General features: G+C 61.8%; 17 protein-coding genes. 10 read left to right on the top strand and 7 right to left on the bottom strand.

Annotation, left to right across the window (positions count from 1 at the left end):
- Nucleotides 1-121: 121 nt before the first annotated feature.
- From AC0L3D_RS03065 to AC0L3D_RS03040, 6 genes are all read right to left on the bottom strand, one after another.
- Nucleotides 122-595, bottom strand: coding sequence for a hypothetical protein (locus AC0L3D_RS03065; protein WP_473643060.1), 474 nt, complete (start codon nt 593-595; stop codon nt 122-124).
- Between the two features lie 111 nt (nt 596-706).
- A complete protein-coding gene (locus tag AC0L3D_RS03060; protein ID WP_473643058.1) occupies nt 707-2,947 on the bottom strand; it encodes a mannose-1-phosphate guanylyltransferase/mannose-6-phosphate isomerase in 2,241 nt (746 codons plus the stop codon).
- On the bottom strand, nt 2,944-4,119 hold the full coding sequence (locus AC0L3D_RS03055) for a glycosyltransferase family 4 protein (protein WP_473643056.1): 1,176 nt from the start codon (nt 4,117-4,119) through the stop codon (nt 2,944-2,946). The genes AC0L3D_RS03060 and AC0L3D_RS03055 overlap by 4 nt, the downstream gene beginning before the upstream one ends.
- Entirely contained in the window at nt 4,116-4,484 is a 369-nt protein-coding gene (locus AC0L3D_RS03050) for a hypothetical protein (protein WP_473643054.1), read from the bottom strand. Before AC0L3D_RS03050 ends, AC0L3D_RS03055 begins: the two co-directional genes overlap by 4 nt.
- Nucleotides 4,457-5,089 carry an NAD-dependent epimerase/dehydratase family protein gene (locus AC0L3D_RS03045; RefSeq protein WP_473643052.1) on the bottom strand — a complete coding sequence of 211 codons (633 nt, stop codon included), beginning with the start codon at nt 5,087-5,089 and terminating at the stop codon, nt 4,457-4,459. The genes AC0L3D_RS03050 and AC0L3D_RS03045 overlap by 28 nt, the downstream gene beginning before the upstream one ends.
- 4 nt (nt 5,090-5,093) lie before the next feature.
- Nucleotides 5,094-5,873: a class I SAM-dependent methyltransferase gene (locus AC0L3D_RS03040; RefSeq protein ID WP_473643050.1), complete on the bottom strand. Its 780-nt coding sequence runs from the start codon at nt 5,871-5,873 to the stop codon at nt 5,094-5,096.
- A gap of 774 nt (nt 5,874-6,647) precedes the next feature.
- Here AC0L3D_RS03040 and AC0L3D_RS03035 point away from each other — a divergent pair.
- The 10 genes from AC0L3D_RS03035 to AC0L3D_RS02990 all read left to right on the top strand — a co-directional run bounded on the left by AC0L3D_RS03035 (nt 6,648) and on the right by AC0L3D_RS02990 (nt 15,614).
- Complete coding sequence (locus tag AC0L3D_RS03035) at nt 6,648-7,259, top strand: cupin domain-containing protein (RefSeq protein ID WP_287176654.1); 612 nt, start codon at nt 6,648-6,650, stop codon at nt 7,257-7,259.
- Nucleotides 7,260-7,377: 118 nt separating this feature from the next.
- A complete protein-coding gene (locus AC0L3D_RS03030; RefSeq protein WP_473643047.1) occupies nt 7,378-8,316 on the top strand; it encodes an ABC transporter substrate-binding protein in 939 nt (312 codons plus the stop codon).
- A 74-nt stretch (nt 8,317-8,390) separates the two neighbouring features.
- A complete protein-coding gene (locus AC0L3D_RS03025) occupies nt 8,391-9,188 on the top strand; it encodes an ATP-binding cassette domain-containing protein (protein WP_473643045.1) in 798 nt (265 codons plus the stop codon).
- Nucleotides 9,185-10,195, top strand: a complete 1,011-nt coding sequence (locus AC0L3D_RS03020; RefSeq protein ID WP_128172070.1) for an ABC transporter permease — start codon at nt 9,185-9,187, stop codon at nt 10,193-10,195. The genes AC0L3D_RS03025 and AC0L3D_RS03020 overlap by 4 nt, the downstream gene beginning before the upstream one ends.
- Before the next feature lie 4 nt (nt 10,196-10,199).
- Nucleotides 10,200-11,309, top strand: a complete 1,110-nt coding sequence (locus tag AC0L3D_RS03015; protein ID WP_473643043.1) for a phosphotriesterase family protein — start codon at nt 10,200-10,202, stop codon at nt 11,307-11,309.
- A gap of 19 nt (nt 11,310-11,328) precedes the next feature.
- Nucleotides 11,329-12,099: a glutamine amidotransferase gene (locus AC0L3D_RS03010; protein ID WP_128172068.1), complete on the top strand. Its 771-nt coding sequence runs from the start codon at nt 11,329-11,331 to the stop codon at nt 12,097-12,099.
- 3 nt (nt 12,100-12,102) lie between these two features.
- Nucleotides 12,103-13,011, top strand: a complete 909-nt coding sequence (locus AC0L3D_RS03005; protein ID WP_287172758.1) for a PfkB family carbohydrate kinase — start codon at nt 12,103-12,105, stop codon at nt 13,009-13,011.
- Nucleotides 13,008-13,838, top strand: a complete 831-nt coding sequence (locus tag AC0L3D_RS03000) for a BtpA/SgcQ family protein (RefSeq protein WP_473643040.1) — start codon at nt 13,008-13,010, stop codon at nt 13,836-13,838. Before AC0L3D_RS03005 ends, AC0L3D_RS03000 begins: the two co-directional genes overlap by 4 nt.
- Nucleotides 13,839-14,553: 715 nt before the next feature.
- Nucleotides 14,554-15,027 (top strand): Fic family protein, encoded by a 474-nt coding sequence (locus AC0L3D_RS02995; RefSeq protein ID WP_473643037.1) that lies wholly within the window; start codon nt 14,554-14,556, stop codon nt 15,025-15,027.
- Nucleotides 15,024-15,614, top strand: a complete 591-nt coding sequence (locus AC0L3D_RS02990; RefSeq protein WP_473643035.1) for a hypothetical protein — start codon at nt 15,024-15,026, stop codon at nt 15,612-15,614. The genes AC0L3D_RS02995 and AC0L3D_RS02990 overlap by 4 nt, the downstream gene beginning before the upstream one ends.
- Here the strand turns inward: AC0L3D_RS02990 and AC0L3D_RS02985 are convergent.
- Complete coding sequence (locus tag AC0L3D_RS02985) at nt 15,600-16,583, bottom strand: NAD-dependent epimerase/dehydratase family protein (RefSeq protein ID WP_473475035.1); 984 nt, start codon at nt 16,581-16,583, stop codon at nt 15,600-15,602. The two genes, AC0L3D_RS02990 and AC0L3D_RS02985, sit on opposite strands and share 15 nt — an antisense overlap.
- Nucleotides 16,584-16,659 lie beyond the last annotated feature (76 nt).

The following is a 16,659-nucleotide window of genomic DNA, read 5'->3' as shown; positions in this document are numbered from 1 at the left end:
TTCGTGGCGTTTGAGGGCCATCGCGCCGATGCTTTGGTATAGGGATTGTGGTGGACTCTGTTTAACGTGGGGCGTTATCGCACATTCTGTCTTTCGTTTTATGACAGGCAGTCGGCGTGAACTATGAGCCTGACAGGCAAGATTTGTAGGTCGAACCTGCCTGCGCCGGCTGTCCGCACAAGATGCCGTTCTCGGCAAGTTTGGCGGCCAAATCCGCGCCATCGGACGTGAGGCATTGCACAACGATGGCATCACCGAACTTCGAGGCGACATTGCCGTCGCAAGGCGTCCCCATGCCGACCGGCTTGCAAGTCAGGGCGAGCCCCTGGTAGTCCCGGCGCGCCGCGTCCGTTACGATGGCACGCAGGGATTGAGGCTTGGTAAACGCCACGCCGAATAGCACAATTTTGCGGTTGCCGACGCGAAGATCATCGACCGCCTGGATGAAAAGCTTGCCATCAAAACGCTCGATGGCCGCTTGCGGCTTTGGGGGTGGGGGACGACGAGGCGTCCCTTTTTCCACGATGATGGCAAAGAAGCCAACCGCAAACGCCAGGGCAAGGAGTGCCAAAAAGCTTAGTTTGTTGAACGACAAAAATCCTCACTCCCGCCGCTGCCAAGCATGTCTCTATCACCTCTGGCGGAGACGTCCGGACGACGACTTATCGTGGCATCCATTTCAATCGAAGAAATTTCGTCAACTGCCCTATCGTGCTTCGCCGGCGGTGCTGTCAAGATATTGGGTCAGCGCGCAAACCAGATGATAAAAGATGCTTGCCGGCACATCGGTCGCCAGCGAGCGGCCTCGCTCGTCGATCCGGTCTATCCACAGGCCGAGCGGCGCCGGATTGATGTGCCAGCGGAACAGGCGGCCGACACGCGCTTCAATCTCGGGCTTGAGGTCGGGGCCGCCCGAACCGTCCAGTGCAATCGCCGCCTTGATTGCTTCCGCCTGCGGCCAACTGCGCGAGACAAGGTCGAGCGGCAAGCCTTGCCGCGAGACGGCGCCATAGGCGAGGCCGGTGGCGCGATTGAGGCCGTTGGCGATGGCCGACGCATAGAGCTTTCTGGCAAAGCCGGCCAGGTCACTCTGGCCGCTGCGCCCGGTGAAGTCGACCAACAGCGAGGCCCATTCGAAATGGTGGCCGGGTTCCGTCCAGGCACCTTTCTCGCCCTCCGCCGGCCTCCACTCGGCATCGAAATACTCGCCTAGCGTCCAGCTTTCCGGATCGAAGAAATGGCTGCGAAACAGATCGACGATGCGCGCGGCGCGACGAAGATAGGCGAGCTCGCCGGTCGCCTGATGCCAGGCCAGAAAAGCCTCGAGCAGATGCATGTGCGGGTTGGAACGGCGTTCGCCCACGCCGCTCGACGTTTCGAGAAAGCCGGTCATGCGGTGGTCCTCGAGATGCGCGTCGAGGAACGAAAACGTTTCTGCGGCAAGCCGCAATGCATCAGGATTGCCGACCATATGGGCATGCGCCAGCGCCAGCAGCACGCAGGAATGATCATAGGCATCCTCGGCTGCGTCGGCGACCGTGCCGTCGACATTGAGCGTGCGCACCCAGCCGCCATTGTCGGTGCGGCCGTTCCTGGCCATGAATTCGAGGCCGTGGCCGATCAACAGGTCGGCGGGCCCGTCCCAGCCACGCGCCCTGGCGACAGCGAAGGCGTAGACTTGCCTGGCCATGGTGCGCATGCGCTTGGGCTTCTTCAGCGGAGTGGCGTCAAAACCAAGCGCCTCGTGAAATCCGCCATGGCGCTCATCGACCCCGACCGTGGACCACAGCGGCACAGTCTCTTCAAACAGCCAGTGATGCACTCGGCGCCGCCAGGCGCCGCTTTCGATGACGCGGTCGTCGGCGGGCGTGAATCTGGTTTCCAGCCGGCCGCTCTTTTCGAGCTGCTCGACGATCTTCTTGACGTTCTGGCTGCGGCTGACCGGGGCGACGAAGGTGGCATCGGCGGTCGAGACGATGGCAACGTCCTTCAAGCCAATGGCCGAGAGCAGGCGACTGTCGCTGCGGATGTAGGAGTTCTCGCAGTCGATGGCGACGACATCGCCGACGATGACATTGCCGTCATCGTCTGAGGGGCCGACATCGAGCAGCGATTGCCAGGAACCGAGATCGTTCCAGCGGAAGCTGGCCGGCACCATGGCGATATGGCTGGCGCGCTCCATGATCGCATAGTCGATCGACGTCGACGGAATGGCGGCGTAGAGTTCCAGAGGCATATAGAGACCGGAAAGATCTGACGTCGCCGCCTGATAGGCATTTTCGGTGGCCGTCCAGATTTCGGGCTCGAAAGCCGTGAAGGCGTCGCGCATGGCGCTGGCGCGAAACAGGAAGATGCCGGTGTTCCAGTAGAAGTTGCCGGCCGCCAGATAGCTCCGCGCGGTCGCGAGGTCCGGTTTCTCGACGAAACGCGAGACATCGCAGATGCCATCCTTTTCGCCGGCGATCTCGATATAGCCGTAACCGGTTTCGGGGTGGCCGGGCTTGATGCCGAATACCACCAGCCGGCCGGCACGCGCCGCCGCGGTGCCGTTTTCCACGCTCTGCCAGAATTGTCGCGCGGTCGTGATCTCATGATCGGACGGCACCACCAGCACCAGGCTGTCGCCAAATTCCGAGAGCGTGCGCAGCGTCGCCAGGGCGACGGCGGCGGCGGTGTTGCGTCCGGTCGGCTCGAACAAGGGGCCGCCGCCGGAAAGGTCGATGCCGGCGAGATCGGCGTGGACGCGGTCGGCGTGCCGCTCCGAGGCGATCAGGAAGACCGGCGTTTCGCCGTCCGGCCGCGCCGTCAGCCGCCGCAGCGTCTTGACCAGCATCGAGCCATCGCCGGAAAAATCATGGAACTGCTTGGGATTGTCCTCGCGCGACAGCGGCCACAGCCGTGAGCCAATACCGCCGCTCATGACAAAACTGACGATCCGCTCGGTCATGGGGTAACACCTCTGGCATTTTCGAACAAAGCAAGGAGCGCTGCGGCATAGTCTCGGCGGCGCATTTGTTGCCGACTTTGCAGCGCGGCGACACTGTCGCGGGCCAAGCGGGGGCGCCGCCCAGCTTCGAGGAGACGCTGTGCCAGCGCTTTCGCACTATCGGGTGCGAAGAAGAGCGATTCCGGCGCCTGCTCGCGATGCAGTGGAATGTCGGACAGCAGCATCGGCGTGCCCAGCGACTTCGCTTCCTCGACCGTGGTCGACCACCCCTCGAAGTGCGAAGGATTCAGAAGGTAGTCAGCAGCGCCGATCAGGGCGACGACATCGTCATAGGGAATCAAGCCGAGGTGTCGAAAATGGCTTCCAAGTCCATCTGTTTCAGCAAGGCCCATCAGACGCTTGAAAAATGTCGGATCGCGGGGATCCGTGGTGCGGCCGGAGAGGATTACCGGCGGCAAGGAGGCCAGCGCTCCGATCTGGTTTATATGCTTCAATGCCTCTATGACCAGCCTGTGGTTCTTGTGGACCCAGAACTGATTGGGGAGATAGAAGAAACGCCCGGGCAGCCCATGCGCCTGGCGCGCCTCATCGGCACGCGCCAGGATGGCGCCTGGATCGAGATCGATAGCGAAGCGTACAACGGCGGTCTTGTTGCGCGAGGCTGGATAGAATGTTTCGCAGTCCGCCAGCGCATCCCCACTCGAGAGCATTATGGTGCGATTCCCGGACGTCTGCAGGCGGTAGCCGAGATCCCTGCGCCACCAGGCGCTGCGCGGAAAGAGGTGCGGCAGGCGACGGTGCTGGAAATCCGGAATCCAGGAAACAACCGGTATTGGAAACCGGTTGCCGAACCACTGGGCGACTTCAAACACAACATCGATACCTTGCGCAGCGACAAGGTCCGCGAAGGCACGGTCACTTCCGCCAGCGAGTGCGATCAGCCCTCGCCTGCCGAGGCCGGCGCCCGTGACCCGGTTATCAACGATAGCGGGTGCGGCCAACATATGATCGAAGGACGCGCCAATGCTTGAATGCTGCTCGGGTGTGAGAAACAGTTTCGCCTGCACCTTGCCACACAGCTCGGAGGCGACGACGCTCAGCATGTTGCGTAGATAGGACTCGCCGCCTGACCAAGTTCCGCGGCCGATGAGAGTGAAGCCGACGGTAATCAAGGCGCGGAGCGTCGCAAATGGCCGACCGGCTCGGCGAGAATTTCAGCGCGATACCAATCGACATAGCCAGCAATGCCCCTGCTGAGCGGCACCCGCAACTGAAGCCCATCCGGGACGCCGGATGAATCCGAGATCAGATTGACAGGGTCGCCCCGACGAGATTTTCCAGAAAACGAGAGGCGATGGTTCCCTCCCCATGCCTCCAGAACCATGCTGGAAATCGTGCTGACGGGTGCAGCAGCGCCCGCACCGCCATTATAGATGGCGAAGCGCGGTTCGCCGGCAGGCAAGATGTGATGGATCAACCGCACAACGTCCGAGATATGGTGCCAATCCCTCATTTCCGTACCCGTGCCGCCAAGCACAATGTCGGTTTCGCCTGCCGCGAGCCTGCCGCAGAGATCCCAGAGCAGTTGCTTGCGCAATCCTTCTCCATAGACCGAAAAGGGCGAGCCACCGAGACCGGCTGGCCGTACGCGGCACAATACGACCGGCCAAGCTCCTCAACCATTCGCTTGTGATGACCATAAGGTGAGTACGGCTCGAGTGCGGCATCGACGCTGATGGGGCCGAAGTGGCCGCCGCCATAGACGGCGGCGGAGGACGCCAGAACGACTGAGGCATCGGGTGCGTGGCGACGCAGGAAATCGAGGACACAAGCCGCGGAAACGACGCTTTGTTCAAAATCCTTCAGCGGATCGGCAATCGACTGCCCGACGGTAGCGCCGCCTGCCAGATGGTAAACGGCTGCCGGTCGGCCGTGTACGGCCAGAGCCGCGTCCATCGTTTGCGCGGTCACTCCGCCGGAAAAGAATGCGCCGCCGGTCGCCGCCGCGAACCCAGGGGCTTCGCTTCGGCCGAAGCCGAGGACATGATGGCCTTCTCCGGCAAGAAATCGCGATAAATGCAGGCCAATGAAGCCGCCGGCTCCAGTCACCCAAACAGGCCTCGCCTCTTTCAGCTGCGCCACCAGATCAGCCCTTCCCTTGCTTGTAGCAAAGGAAAGAGACCAGGCGCCCAGGCCGGCGGTCCAGCAATGCCGCTGCTCGGGCAACGGCACCGAAAGGCAGTGGGGACAGGGCCGTGCGGACCAGCCCCGACACTGGGCCGAAGACTGCCGCGAGCCTTTCTCGAATTTCGGAAGCTGTCATCGGGTCATAGTTCACAACCGATTGGAAAGAGTTCATTTCGCGATCGATCGTAAGCCCCGCCCCCTGCAACGCAGCGCGGTAGGCCGCCAGCGTGAAAGCGTTCTCCCCGCCGTAGAGGTGATGCAGCGGATGAGAGCGCAGAAACGGTTCCAGCTGTTGCGGCCCGGATATCACATGGTCGCGCAATGACAGGAACGTCGCGCCCTCGCGAGAGAGGCGCGCAACCTCACCGCAGAACGCCGGAAGGTCATGCGCGTGATGCAGCACTTGCCTGGCGACGACCAGGTCATAGCCGGCGGCGGTCAACGGGATAGCCTCGCCGAACGCTTCGATCACATCGATGCGCGTGCCTGTTTTGTCGGCAAGCGTCCGGATTGCGGCGGCACCGACAAGGGCGCTGGGATCGGGCTCGACGGCGGTTACCGACCAGCCCTCGCGCGCCAGGGCATAGGAGAGGATGCCATTGCCGGCGCCAAGGTCGAGAGCACGGCCGACCTTGCGCGGGATCATGCTGCGAACCTCATCGAACTCTGCGCTTTCATGATAGCGCTGCGCGGCCACGACCGGATCGTCGAAATAGGCGGCGCGGGCGAGCTCTTTCATCGAAGGCTCGCTCATGCACCAGCGGACGGCGTCTTCCCAAGTCATGGCCGCGTCAGGCATCGAGAGAAACCATATGCTGGATCAATCCCCGTGGTTTTCCGGCAACAACTGCGTGAGGCGGCACGTTCTTGGTCACAACGATCTCACTCTCCCGTCGATATCTCGGATACGTCCACAACAGCCGCCATCAATGCTCAGCTCGACGAGCGCGACAACGCTTTCGCGTCACAGGCTTGCATGCTTTCCCGTCCGTCATTCAAGGCAGGTTGTTTCCGGCGCTCGTGAGACGTAGTACGCTGCCCATCGCCTCAAAGCGGCACATCGTCGATCACACTTCAGCCAGGACGTTATTCTAGCGAACAGCTACGCTACCGTCTGTTGCCTCGTCAAGTTCAGATCACGAGAATTCGAATCGCGCGAATTTCGTCCGCGCAAAACGCCCTTGCACCCCTTACCTGCATTGAGTGCCCGCCGAGCGCCTGCCGCGAGGATTGCCCTTGGCCGGCGTATAAACCAGCCCCTTCGAACGTCGGGACGGTTGGAGAACAACGCAGGAACGTTTTTTATTCCAGTCTGGGCCGGGTTCGATCGAGGGACGGCCGATGTCGCTGTGGACGGCGAGTGTTTGACGCTGGGTTGCTTATCCGTGCTATCAAAAAAACCGGTCGAGGCCCGGCCAGGTCGAAATTGACAGATCACCACTTGCAAATCGGTCGCGGCTGTCTTTTGCTCGCGCGACAGTTGTCCCATGACTGTTGAATGGTTGGCGAACGGATGAACAAAATCGATCGGCGACGGCCGGAGTCCGAAGCGGACGCCACCGTAAATGCCGCGCGGCTTGGAACGCGGTTGCGCCTCGCCCGCCAGACGCGGGGCATGACGCTGAAGACGCTGGCGACAGCTGCGCACTGCTCTGAAAGCCTTCTGTCCAAGATCGAGAACGGCAAGGCTTCGCCATCCCTGCCCATGCTTCACCGCCTGGTCGAAGCTCTGGAGACCAATATCGGCTGGATGTTCGAACAGGTCGACGACGACGAGGCGATCGTGTTCCGCGCCGGCGCGCGGCCATTGATCTCGCTCGACGCGCTGAGGCGCGGCGAGGGCATCTCGCTCGAACGCATCATTCCATATTCGCCCGGACACCTGCTGCAGTGCAACATCCATCATATCGAGGCAGACGGCGAGAGCGAAGGTCCCATCCAGCATGTCGGCGAGGAAGTCGGCTACGTGCTCGCCGGCCGGATCAAGCTGATCGTCGATGGCAAGAGCCATGATCTCGCCACCGGCGATGCGTTCGTATTCAGGTCGGAGCTGCCGCACCATTACCGCAACATCGGCAAGGAGAGAGCCAGCATTTTTTGGGTCAACACACCAGCGACCTTCTGACGGCTGCTGTGAGATCAAATTCGTTGACAAATATTCAAGTCTCTTGAATGTTTGCCTTGTGCCTGTAGCACCAACGGCCAGCCTGACAGGTTTGGCCCGCAAGCAAGGGGAACCGTAAATGCGTCCGTTCAAACTTCTCGTCCGTTGCGCCGCCGTCCTAGCCATCTGCTCGACAGCGATGGGATCGGCGTTCGCCGATACGTTCGCTCTGGTCAACATCAACCAGCAGGCCCTGTTCTTCAACCAGATCAACGAGGGCGCGCAGAAGGCGGCCGACGCCGCCGGCGCCAAGCTGGTCATCTTCAATGCCAACAACGTGCCGAGCGCGCAAAATGACGCGATCGAGAACTACATCACACAAAAGGTCGACGGCATCATTCTGGTCGCCATCGACGTCAACGGCGTCAAGCCTGCAATCACCGCCGCGAAGGCGGCCGGCATCCCGGTGATCGCCATCGACGCGCAGATCCCTGACGGCGACAACGTTGCGTTCATTGGCGTCGACAACGCCAAGGCCGGCGAGGATATCGGCAAATTCTATGCCGATCATGTGAAGTCGGAGATGGGCGGCACTGCCAAGATCGGGATTGTCGGCGCGCTCAATTCGTTCATACAGAACCAGCGGCTCGACGGCTTCAAGAAGGCGGTCACCGACAGCGGCCTGGCGATCACCTTCCTCGACACGGTCGACGGCCAGAATGTCCAGGAGACCGCAATGAGCGCTTCGGAAAATTTGATGACCGCCAATCCAGACATGACGACGCTCTATGCGACCGGCGAGCCGGCGTTGCTCGGCGCTGTTTCGGCCGTAACCAGCCAAGGCCGCACCGGCGACGTCAAGGTGTTCGGCTGGGACCTGACCAAGCAGGTCGTTCAGGGCATTGACGATGGTTGGGTGGTGGCGGTCGTCCAGCAGGACCCGGCCGGCGAAGGCAAGGCCGCTGTCGAAGCCTTGGCCAAGCTCAAGAAGGGCGAAACGGTCGAGCCGATCATCAATATTCCGGTGACGATCGTGACCAAGGACAACGTCGACAAATATCGCGCGATGTTCCAGTAAACTGCGTCGATAACCGGTCCGCGGCGCCGCCTGAGGCTACGCCGCGGACGCTTCGCAAAGCCCGTGGATCGAAGATGAGCAGTAGCGAGACCTATCGGGTGCGGATGAGCGGCATCTCAAAGCGCTACAACGCCATTCAGGCGCTCGATGACGTGTCGCTGGTGCTGAGGCCGGGCGAGGTCCTGGGGCTGGTTGGCGACAATGGCGCCGGGAAGTCGACGTTGAGCAAGGTGCTGTCGGGAGCGGTGGTTCCCGATGCCGGCACGATCGAGATCGATGGAACGCCGGTGACCTTCACTTCGCCGGCGGACGCGCGTGCGGCGCGCGTCGAGATGGTCTATCAGGATCTGTCGCTCTGCGACACGGTCGACGTCGCCGGCAATCTCTTTCTCGGCCGCGAGCCGCGCCGCCGCATCGCCGGCATTTCCTTTCTCGACAAGAAGCGCATGCATGAGCAAACGCGCCAGATGCTCGACCGTCTCGGCATCGTTATCGCCGACACGCGGCTCAAGGTCGAAAACCTGTCCGGCGGACAGCGACAGTCGATCGCGATCGGCCGCGCCGCCTCGTTCGAGCCGTCCGTGCTGATTATGGATGAGCCGACGGCGGCGCTCGCCGTCGCCGAGGTCGAGGCTGTGCTGGACCTGATCCGCACCGTCAGCGCCCGCGGCGTCAGTGTCATCCTGATCACCCACCGGCTTCAGGATCTGTTCCTCGTATGCGACCGCATTCAGGTCATGTACGAAGGACGCAACGTCGCCGAGCGACTGATCGGCGAAACCAATATCGAGGATGTCGTCAACCTGATCGTGGGCCGCAAGTTCAACGCTCGTTCGGCCACCAACGCCTATCGCGATGGAGCGCCAGCATGAGCGAAGCGACTTCGACCCGCTCCGCGCAGTCTCGAAGGGTCCGCGAATCCACGTGGCGAGATGCGGTGCTCGCCAACGGCAGTGTCGTGTCGATCGCGCTGTTCTTTCTTATCGTTAGCGTCATCTTCTCGGTGGCGACGGACGCCTTTCTGACGTCGCCCAACCTGCTGAACATCCTGCGCCAGTCGGCACCGCTGCTGATCGTCGCCGCGGCGATGACCTTCGTCATCACCACCGGCGGCATCGACCTTTCGGTCGGCTCCGTGCTGGCACTGGTGGCAACGCTGTCGGCGACGCTGCTGCAACTGGGTTTGCCATGGCCGCTGGTCATCCTCGCCATGCTTGCGCTGGGCGCCTTGCTTGGCGCGGTGCAGGGCTATTTCGTCGCTTATGAGGGCATCCCGGCCTTCATCGTCACGCTTGCCGGCCTTTCGGTGATCCGCGGCGTGGCGCTGCTGATCACCGGCGGCTACTCGATCCCCATCGAGCCGGGCAGCCCTTTCACGGTGCTGGGCCGCGCCTGGCTGCTTGGCGTGCCGGCGCCGGCGCTGATCGCGCTGGCGATCCTGGCGATCGCCTATATCGCCTTCAACGAGACGCCGTTCGGCCGCTACGTGACCGGCATCGGCGCCAACGCCGAAGCGGTCAGGCGCGCCGGCGTGAACACGCGGCTGACGACGCTTTTCGTTTACGTGATTTCCGCCGCCGCGGCAGCTCTTGCGGGGATCATCATTGCTGCCCGGCTCGGATCCGGATCGTCGAATGCCGGACAAGGATTTGAGCTCGAAGTCATCGCTGCCGTCGTGCTTGGCGGCACCAGCCTGTTCGGCGGCCGCGGAACGATAGTCGGCACCGTGCTCGGCGCGCTTACCGTGGCCGTCATCGGCAACGGTCTTATCCTGGCGCATCTGTCGCCATTCCTGACGCCGATTGTCACCGGAACAATCATCCTGATCGCCATCTGGCTGAACTTCCGCCTGTTCCGCGGCGCCGTACGGAGCCGTTGAGCCCATGAGTGATCTTTTCGATGACGCGGCTCCCAGGCAGCGGCTGGCGATCGGGGTCGATACCGGCCATGTGATGACCGTTCTCGGCCCCGTTCCGGTCGAAGAAATGGGCATTACGCTGATGCACGAGCACATCTTGCTCGACGGCGCGCGCAGCTGGAAATGTCCCTGTCATCCCGACGACATGGCGCTCGCCGAGCAGCCGGTGAACATCGAGATCATCGGCGAATTGCGCATGAACCCTTACGTCAATCGCGACAATGTTTCGCTCGACGACAGTGACCTGGCGCTGTCTGAGCTGCAACGCTATCGCGCGCTGGGCGGCCACACCGTCGTCGACGCGACCAATATCGGCATCGGCCGCGAGCCGGAAAAGCTCGTCCGCATCAGCCGCATGTCCGGCCTGAAGATCGTCATGGGCACCGGCTTCTATCTGGAGCACACCCATCCCGAATGGCTGAAGGCGATGGATGTCGACGCAGTGACCGAGTTCATCGTCAACGATGTCGGCGGCGGCGAGACGCAGCCGCCGATCCTGGCCGGACTGATCGGCGAGGTCGGCGTCAGCAAGGATTTTACTTCAGAGGAGCGAAAGTCGCTGCGAGCTTCGGCGCGGGCCTCGCGCATCACCGGCGTGCCGCTGTCGATCCACCTCCCCGGCTGGGAGCGGCTGGCGCACGAGGTGCTCGATGTCGTGGAGGCCGAGGGCGCCGATCTTCGCCACACTGTGCTCTGTCACATGAACCCCAGCCACAATGATCTCGAGTACCAGACAAGCCTCGCCCGGCGCGGCGCGTTCCTGGAATACGACATGATCGGCATGGACTATTATTATGCCGATCAGGACGCGCAATCGCCCTCCGACGAAGAGAACGCGCGAACAATCGCCACACTTGTCGAGGCCGGCTTCGGCGATCGCCTGCTCTTGTCGCAGGATGTGTTCCTCAAGATCATGCTGACCCGCTTCGGCGGTTTCGGCTACGGCTACATCCTCAAGCATTTCATACCGCGCCTGAAACGGCATGGCGTCGAGCAGCCAGCCATCGACCGCATGCTGATCGCCAATCCGAAAGCCGTGTTCTCGCGGCAGAATCAAGCCCAGACTTACGGCTGAGACTTACGACGGAGTTCAAATGTCCAAGAAAAAGATCCTGCTTGCGGGTGAATCCTGGGTGTCGACCGCCACCCATATCAAAGGCTTCGACCAGTTTCCGACGGTCACCTACCACACCGGGGCGGACGAATTGCTGACGGCGCTGAAAGCGACCGACTTCGACGTGACCTTCATGCCGGCGCATGAGGCACAGCGCAGCTTTCCGCAAACAATGGAGGCGCTTTCGGCCTATGACGCGGTGGTGCTCTCCGACATCGGCGCCAACACGCTGCTTCTGCATCCCGACACCTGGGTGCACTCGAAGCCGACGCCGAACCGCCTGCGGCTGCTGCGCGATTATGTGCGCGATGGCGGCGGGCTTTTGATGTTCGGCGGCTACTACAGTTTCCAGGGCATCAATGGCGGCGCGCGCTACCGCAAGACGCCGGTCGAGGAGGCACTGCCGGTGAACTGCCTCGCCTTCGACGACCGCGTCGAGGTGCCGGAAGGGTTTTCGCCTGTCCTGAAAGCCTCCTCGGACCATCCGATCCTCAGGGGCCTCGGTTCGGATTGGCCTGTCCTGCTCGGCTTCAACGAGGTGACGCCGAAAGACGGGGCGGAAGTCCTGGCAACCGTGTCGTCGGATTATGGCTCGCTGCCGCTGCTCGTCACCGGTCACTATGGCAAGGGCCGCACTGTGGCCTGGACGTCCGATGTCGGGCCGCATTGGCTGCCACCGGAGTTCATCGCCTGGAAAGGCTACAAAACCCTGTTCGAGCAGATGCTGAGCTGGGCGATCGGTGAGAGCTGAGCGATGCATGTCCATGTCGTCGGCAATGCCTGCGTCGACACGATTTTTCGCGTCGGCCGCTTCCCTGCCGCCGGCGAGACTTTGAACGCCAGCAGCTACGCCGACTGCCTCGGCGGCAAGGGAGCAAACCAGGCTGTTGCGGCCGCGCGCACGGGTGCTGCGGTAACGTTTTGGACGGCGCTCGGCAAGGACCGCGCAGGCGCATGGATCAGGAGCCGCCTCGAGAGGGAGTTGTCTGACCTCGAGGCGATTGAATTCGACCTGCCAAGCGACCGCTCGACCATCGTCATTGGGGCCGGCGGCGAGAACTTCATCGTCAGCGGCGTCGCCTGCAGCGAGGCGTTCGATCCGATCGCACAAACCGCACTTGCGGGCCGAATCGCGTCTGGCGACATCGTTGTCTGCCAAGGAAACCTGCGAGGCGCCGCGATATATGCCTGCCTGCGGGCAGCACAGGAAAATGGCGCGCGCACCGTCCTGAATGCCAGCCCTATCGATGCGGCGGCTCTGCCTGACTTCGGCCTGGCGCAGGTGTTGGTGGTGAATCAATCCGAGGCGAAAGCGCTGACCGGCCAGGATGACATGGCAGCCGCCGCCGACGCGCTGGCGGCCAAAGGCGCCGAGACAGTCGTGATCACGCTCGGTGCGGAAGGCTGTCTCGCCCTTGGCCCGGACCAGGGAGGATCGTTTCGTTTGCCGGCACCACGTGTCGAGGCGCTCGACACCAGCGGCGCCGGCGATGTGTTTTGCGGCTGTCTGGCCGGCGGGTTTGCCAAGGGAATGTCGGTTGCCCCAGCGCTGACGTTCGCGCTCGCGGCTGCCGCAATTGCGGTGACTCGCCCGGGCACATTGATATCCTGTCCTTCCGCGTCTGAAATGGCCGCGCTCATCGATCAAACGGAGCTCTCATGACCCAACTCGGTCAATCAGGCGGCGACGCGCTCGTAGAACTTTTCGGCCGCACCAAGGTGGTGATCGGCGTCGTTCACCTGTCGCCGCTTCCCGGCGCGCCGCGCTATGACGGCGAGGCGGTCGAGGCGATCTATCAGCGCGGTCTGGACGATGCGAGATCTTATCTCGATGGCGGATGCGACGGCGTGATCGTAGAGAATCATGGCGACATCCCGTTTGCCAAACCTGACGATATCGGACCGGAGACAGCGGCCTATATGGCGGTTATTTCCGACCGTATCCGCCGCGAGTTCGGCAAGCCGGTCGGCATCAATGTGCTCGCTAACGCCGCGATCCCTGCCCTTGCGATCGCCAGCGCCTCCGGCGCGGGCTTTATCCGCGTCAATCAATGGGCGAATGCCTATGTCGCCAATGAGGGTTTTGTCGAGGGGGAGTCCGGTCGCGCAGCACGCTACCGCGCCAGGCTGCGCGCCAACGGCATCCGCGTCTTCGCCGATGCTCATGTCAAGCACGGCGCGCACGCGATCGTTGCCGACCGCCCGGTGGAGGAACTGGTCAAGGATCTGGTCTTCTTCGACGCTGACGCCATCATCGCGACCGGTCAACGCACCGGGCACGCTGCGGATCTGAGCTATATCAGCATGATCAAAGAGGCCGCCGGCCTGCCGACGCTGGTCGGCAGCGGCGTGACGCCCGACAATGCCAACGATATCCTTGGCATCGTCGATGGGATCATCATCGCCAGCGCGCTGAAGCATGACGGCGTCTGGTGGAACCAGGTCGACCCTGCCCGTGTAAAGACCTTCATGAGTGGGCTGAGGCGATAACAAGCCATTGAGACACGCGTGAATTGAATCTATCGCTTCGCGCCCTTGGGCTTGGTTTACGGAAGGGCTGACCTGCAGAGCCCATCCGGCTGCTCGAAGCTGCGGGGCTTCGAATGGAGGCGACGACCGGTTCGCCGCAAACGGCTGGAGGAATCAATCGAGAACCGTCGACGAAGACACGCGGACAACTCGCCCGGGCAAGCGGTTCGTCTGCGATGGCGCGACCGTCTGGCGCCGCTCGGCAACTTATGATTTCCAGGAGCCAGTCGCGCCCTGCCCGGCCGCCCACTTGGGACATTTCGGGTTCGCGGCTTGATCGCCGGCCTGAGATCGGCAACCGATATCGGCAATTGTGCTGACTTATGGCCTCAAATGCCTTACATTGCAGGTGATTGAGAGACGATTGAGATCGGCAAGAATGCTTGAAACACCTACCCGCATTGAGCGGCTGTTTTTGACGACGCGTACCGACCGTCCTGGCCGATCTCGCGATCGAGACGCAAAAGGCGGCCGATGAACTCGGACGAGCCCTGCATCCGGAATCGGCTGCCGAACTGGCCGATCTCGTGCGCGTCATGAATTCTTACTATTCGAATTTGATCGAAGGTCACAACGCCCGACCTCGGGACATCGAGAGTGCATTGGCCGGAGCCGAGATTGACCCTGAACGCCGATCTCTCCCTTGGAGGCCAAGGCGCATGTCGAAGTTCAGAGGATGATTGACGGCCTCGGTTTGCGTGGGGAGTTGCCGAGCCCGACTTCGATCGATTTCATCCGGCGGGTTCATCGCGTCTTCTACGACGAGATGCCGGAGGAATTCCGGTTCGTCGACAAACCCGACGGCACCAGGGCCGAGACCGTGCCTGGCGAGTTCCGGTCGTCTCCAGAGCATGATGTTGTTGTTGGCCGCCATCAGCCGCCATCGTCTGACTGGGTGTTGGCCTTTATGGAGCACTTCGAGAAACGGTACGCGATGACCGAAAAGCAGGCCAGCCTGCGCATCATCGCGATTGCGTCAGCTCATCACCGCCTCAACTATATCCACCCTTTTCCAGACGGCAACGGCCGCGTCAGTCGCCTGATGTCTCACGCTATGGCGCTCAAGGCCGGAATCGGCGGCAATGGCCTATGGTCGATATCTCGTGGACTCGCTCGTGGGTTGAAGATCGCGGCGAATACAAGAGCATGATGGATTACGCAGACAGTCCCAGACGGGGCGACCGCGACGGCCGAGGAAATCTTTCGGAATCAGCACTCAAGGATTTCGTCGAATGGTTCCTGACAGTCGCGCTCGACCAGGTGCGGTTCTCGATCACCATGTTCGACCTCAGACGGCTTGAGGCCCGCTATCGCGCCTTGGTGAAGGATATCGTTGACGACAAACGGGCGCCTGATCTGGTGGCGGCGGTATTGCGGCACGGCAGGCTGCCCCGTGGCGAGGCCAATTTGGTGCTGAAGACATCCGAGCGCACGGCACGGAACACGTTGTCGGAACTCGTCGACCGCGGTTTCCTGAAATCTGATACTCCGAAGGCACCGGTCCGGATCGCTTTTCCTCTCGATTTCAGGGAACGGCTGTTTCCCAATCTCTTCACCGATGCCGAAGTCGATGTCCCAGAACCACCGTCACTTGTCTTTCAGGTGAGTGGAATTTCAGGAATCATCCATTTCTATTTGAGGATGACAGTGATGGCCGTGACGATTCGAGGCCTTGGGGTCGTAGGAAGAAAGGCGCGCACCGCGACGACCCGCAGGCCGCAGTCACCTTGTCGTTGATCCAGCCCATTCCGACCGGTACCAGTCGACGAATTTTTTCAGTCCGTCTTCTGTCGAAACGCTCGGCTTGAAGCCGAAATCGCGCTCCAGCGCAGTCATGTCGGCATAGGTCCGCTCGACATCGCTGCTTTGCATCGGCTCGCTGTCGCGGATCGCTTTTACGCCGAGCAGTTTTTCCAGAGTGGCGATGAAATCGCCGAGCCGCACCGGCCGGTTGTTGCCGACATTGTAGAGCCTGCTCGGCGGAACTTCAGCCGATGGCGGCTTGTCGAGCACGGCAACGACAGCTCTCACCACATCCTCGACATACGTGAAATCGCGCCACATCTCGCCATTGTTGAACACCCGGATCGGCTTGCCTTCGAGCATTGCCTTGGTGAATATCCAATAGGCCATGTCGGGCCGGCCCCAGGGACCGTAGACGGTGAAAAATCGCAAACCGGTCTGCGGCACCCCGAAGAGATGGGCGTAGGTGTGGCTCATCAATTCATCGGACTTCTTGGTGGCGGCGTAGAGCGAGACGGGCTTGTCGACCTGATCGGTCTCGCTGAACGGCACCTTGCGGTTGCCGCCATAGACCGAGCTAGACGAGGCATAGACCAGATGCTCGAATGCGGGCTGCGCGCGACAGAATTCGAGCACTTCGAGATGGCCGACAACATTGGAACGGACATAGAGCCTCGGATTGTCGAGTGAATAGCGCACACCCGCCTGAGCGGCGAGATGGACGATCCTGACTATGCCTTGCCCGGCCAAAGCGTCGGCAAGAGCGCCCTGTTCGGCGATGTCGATCTGGTGAAATGAAAAATCCTTGTAAGGCTGCAAGCGGGCGAGGCGCCCCTTTTTGAGCGCCAGGTCGTAATAGTCGTTCATGTTGTCGACGCCGACGACCGCTTCCCCCCTGCTCAGGAGATGATGGCAAACATGGCTGCCGATGAATCCTGCGGCTCCGGTGACAAGTACAGGCAACAAGGTTCTCCATGCATATGCTGGCACATGATCGCGAAATCGAGATCGATTTCGGAGAGGATCATGGCAACATCAA

The organism is Mesorhizobium sp. WSM4837 (assembly GCF_055811435.1).
The sequence above is the reverse complement of the archived record's forward strand: the minus strand, read 5'-3'. Positions and strand labels throughout refer to the sequence as shown.

Excerpts from the sequence above, each read along its gene's own strand:
- AC0L3D_RS03060 (WP_473643058.1), bottom strand. The coding sequence starts at position 2,947 with ATGACCGAGCGGATCGTCAGTTTTGTCATGAGCGGCGGTATTGGCTCA.
- AC0L3D_RS03040 (WP_473643050.1), bottom strand. The coding sequence starts at position 5,873 with ATGAAAGAGCTCGCCCGCGCCGCCTATTTCGACGATCCGGTCGTGGCC.
- AC0L3D_RS03035 (WP_287176654.1), top strand. The coding sequence starts at position 6,648 with ATGAACAAAATCGATCGGCGACGGCCGGAGTCCGAAGCGGACGCCACC.
- AC0L3D_RS03030 (WP_473643047.1), top strand. The coding sequence starts at position 7,378 with ATGCGTCCGTTCAAACTTCTCGTCCGTTGCGCCGCCGTCCTAGCCATC.
- AC0L3D_RS03025 (WP_473643045.1), top strand. The coding sequence starts at position 8,391 with ATGAGCAGTAGCGAGACCTATCGGGTGCGGATGAGCGGCATCTCAAAG.
- AC0L3D_RS03020 (WP_128172070.1), top strand. The coding sequence starts at position 9,185 with ATGAGCGAAGCGACTTCGACCCGCTCCGCGCAGTCTCGAAGGGTCCGC.
- AC0L3D_RS03015 (WP_473643043.1), top strand. The coding sequence starts at position 10,200 with ATGAGTGATCTTTTCGATGACGCGGCTCCCAGGCAGCGGCTGGCGATC.
- AC0L3D_RS03010 (WP_128172068.1), top strand. The coding sequence starts at position 11,329 with ATGTCCAAGAAAAAGATCCTGCTTGCGGGTGAATCCTGGGTGTCGACC.
- AC0L3D_RS03005 (WP_287172758.1), top strand. The coding sequence starts at position 12,103 with ATGCATGTCCATGTCGTCGGCAATGCCTGCGTCGACACGATTTTTCGC.
- AC0L3D_RS03000 (WP_473643040.1), top strand. The coding sequence starts at position 13,008 with ATGACCCAACTCGGTCAATCAGGCGGCGACGCGCTCGTAGAACTTTTC.
- AC0L3D_RS02995 (WP_473643037.1), top strand. The coding sequence starts at position 14,554 with ATGATTGACGGCCTCGGTTTGCGTGGGGAGTTGCCGAGCCCGACTTCG.
- AC0L3D_RS02990 (WP_473643035.1), top strand. The coding sequence starts at position 15,024 with ATGATGGATTACGCAGACAGTCCCAGACGGGGCGACCGCGACGGCCGA.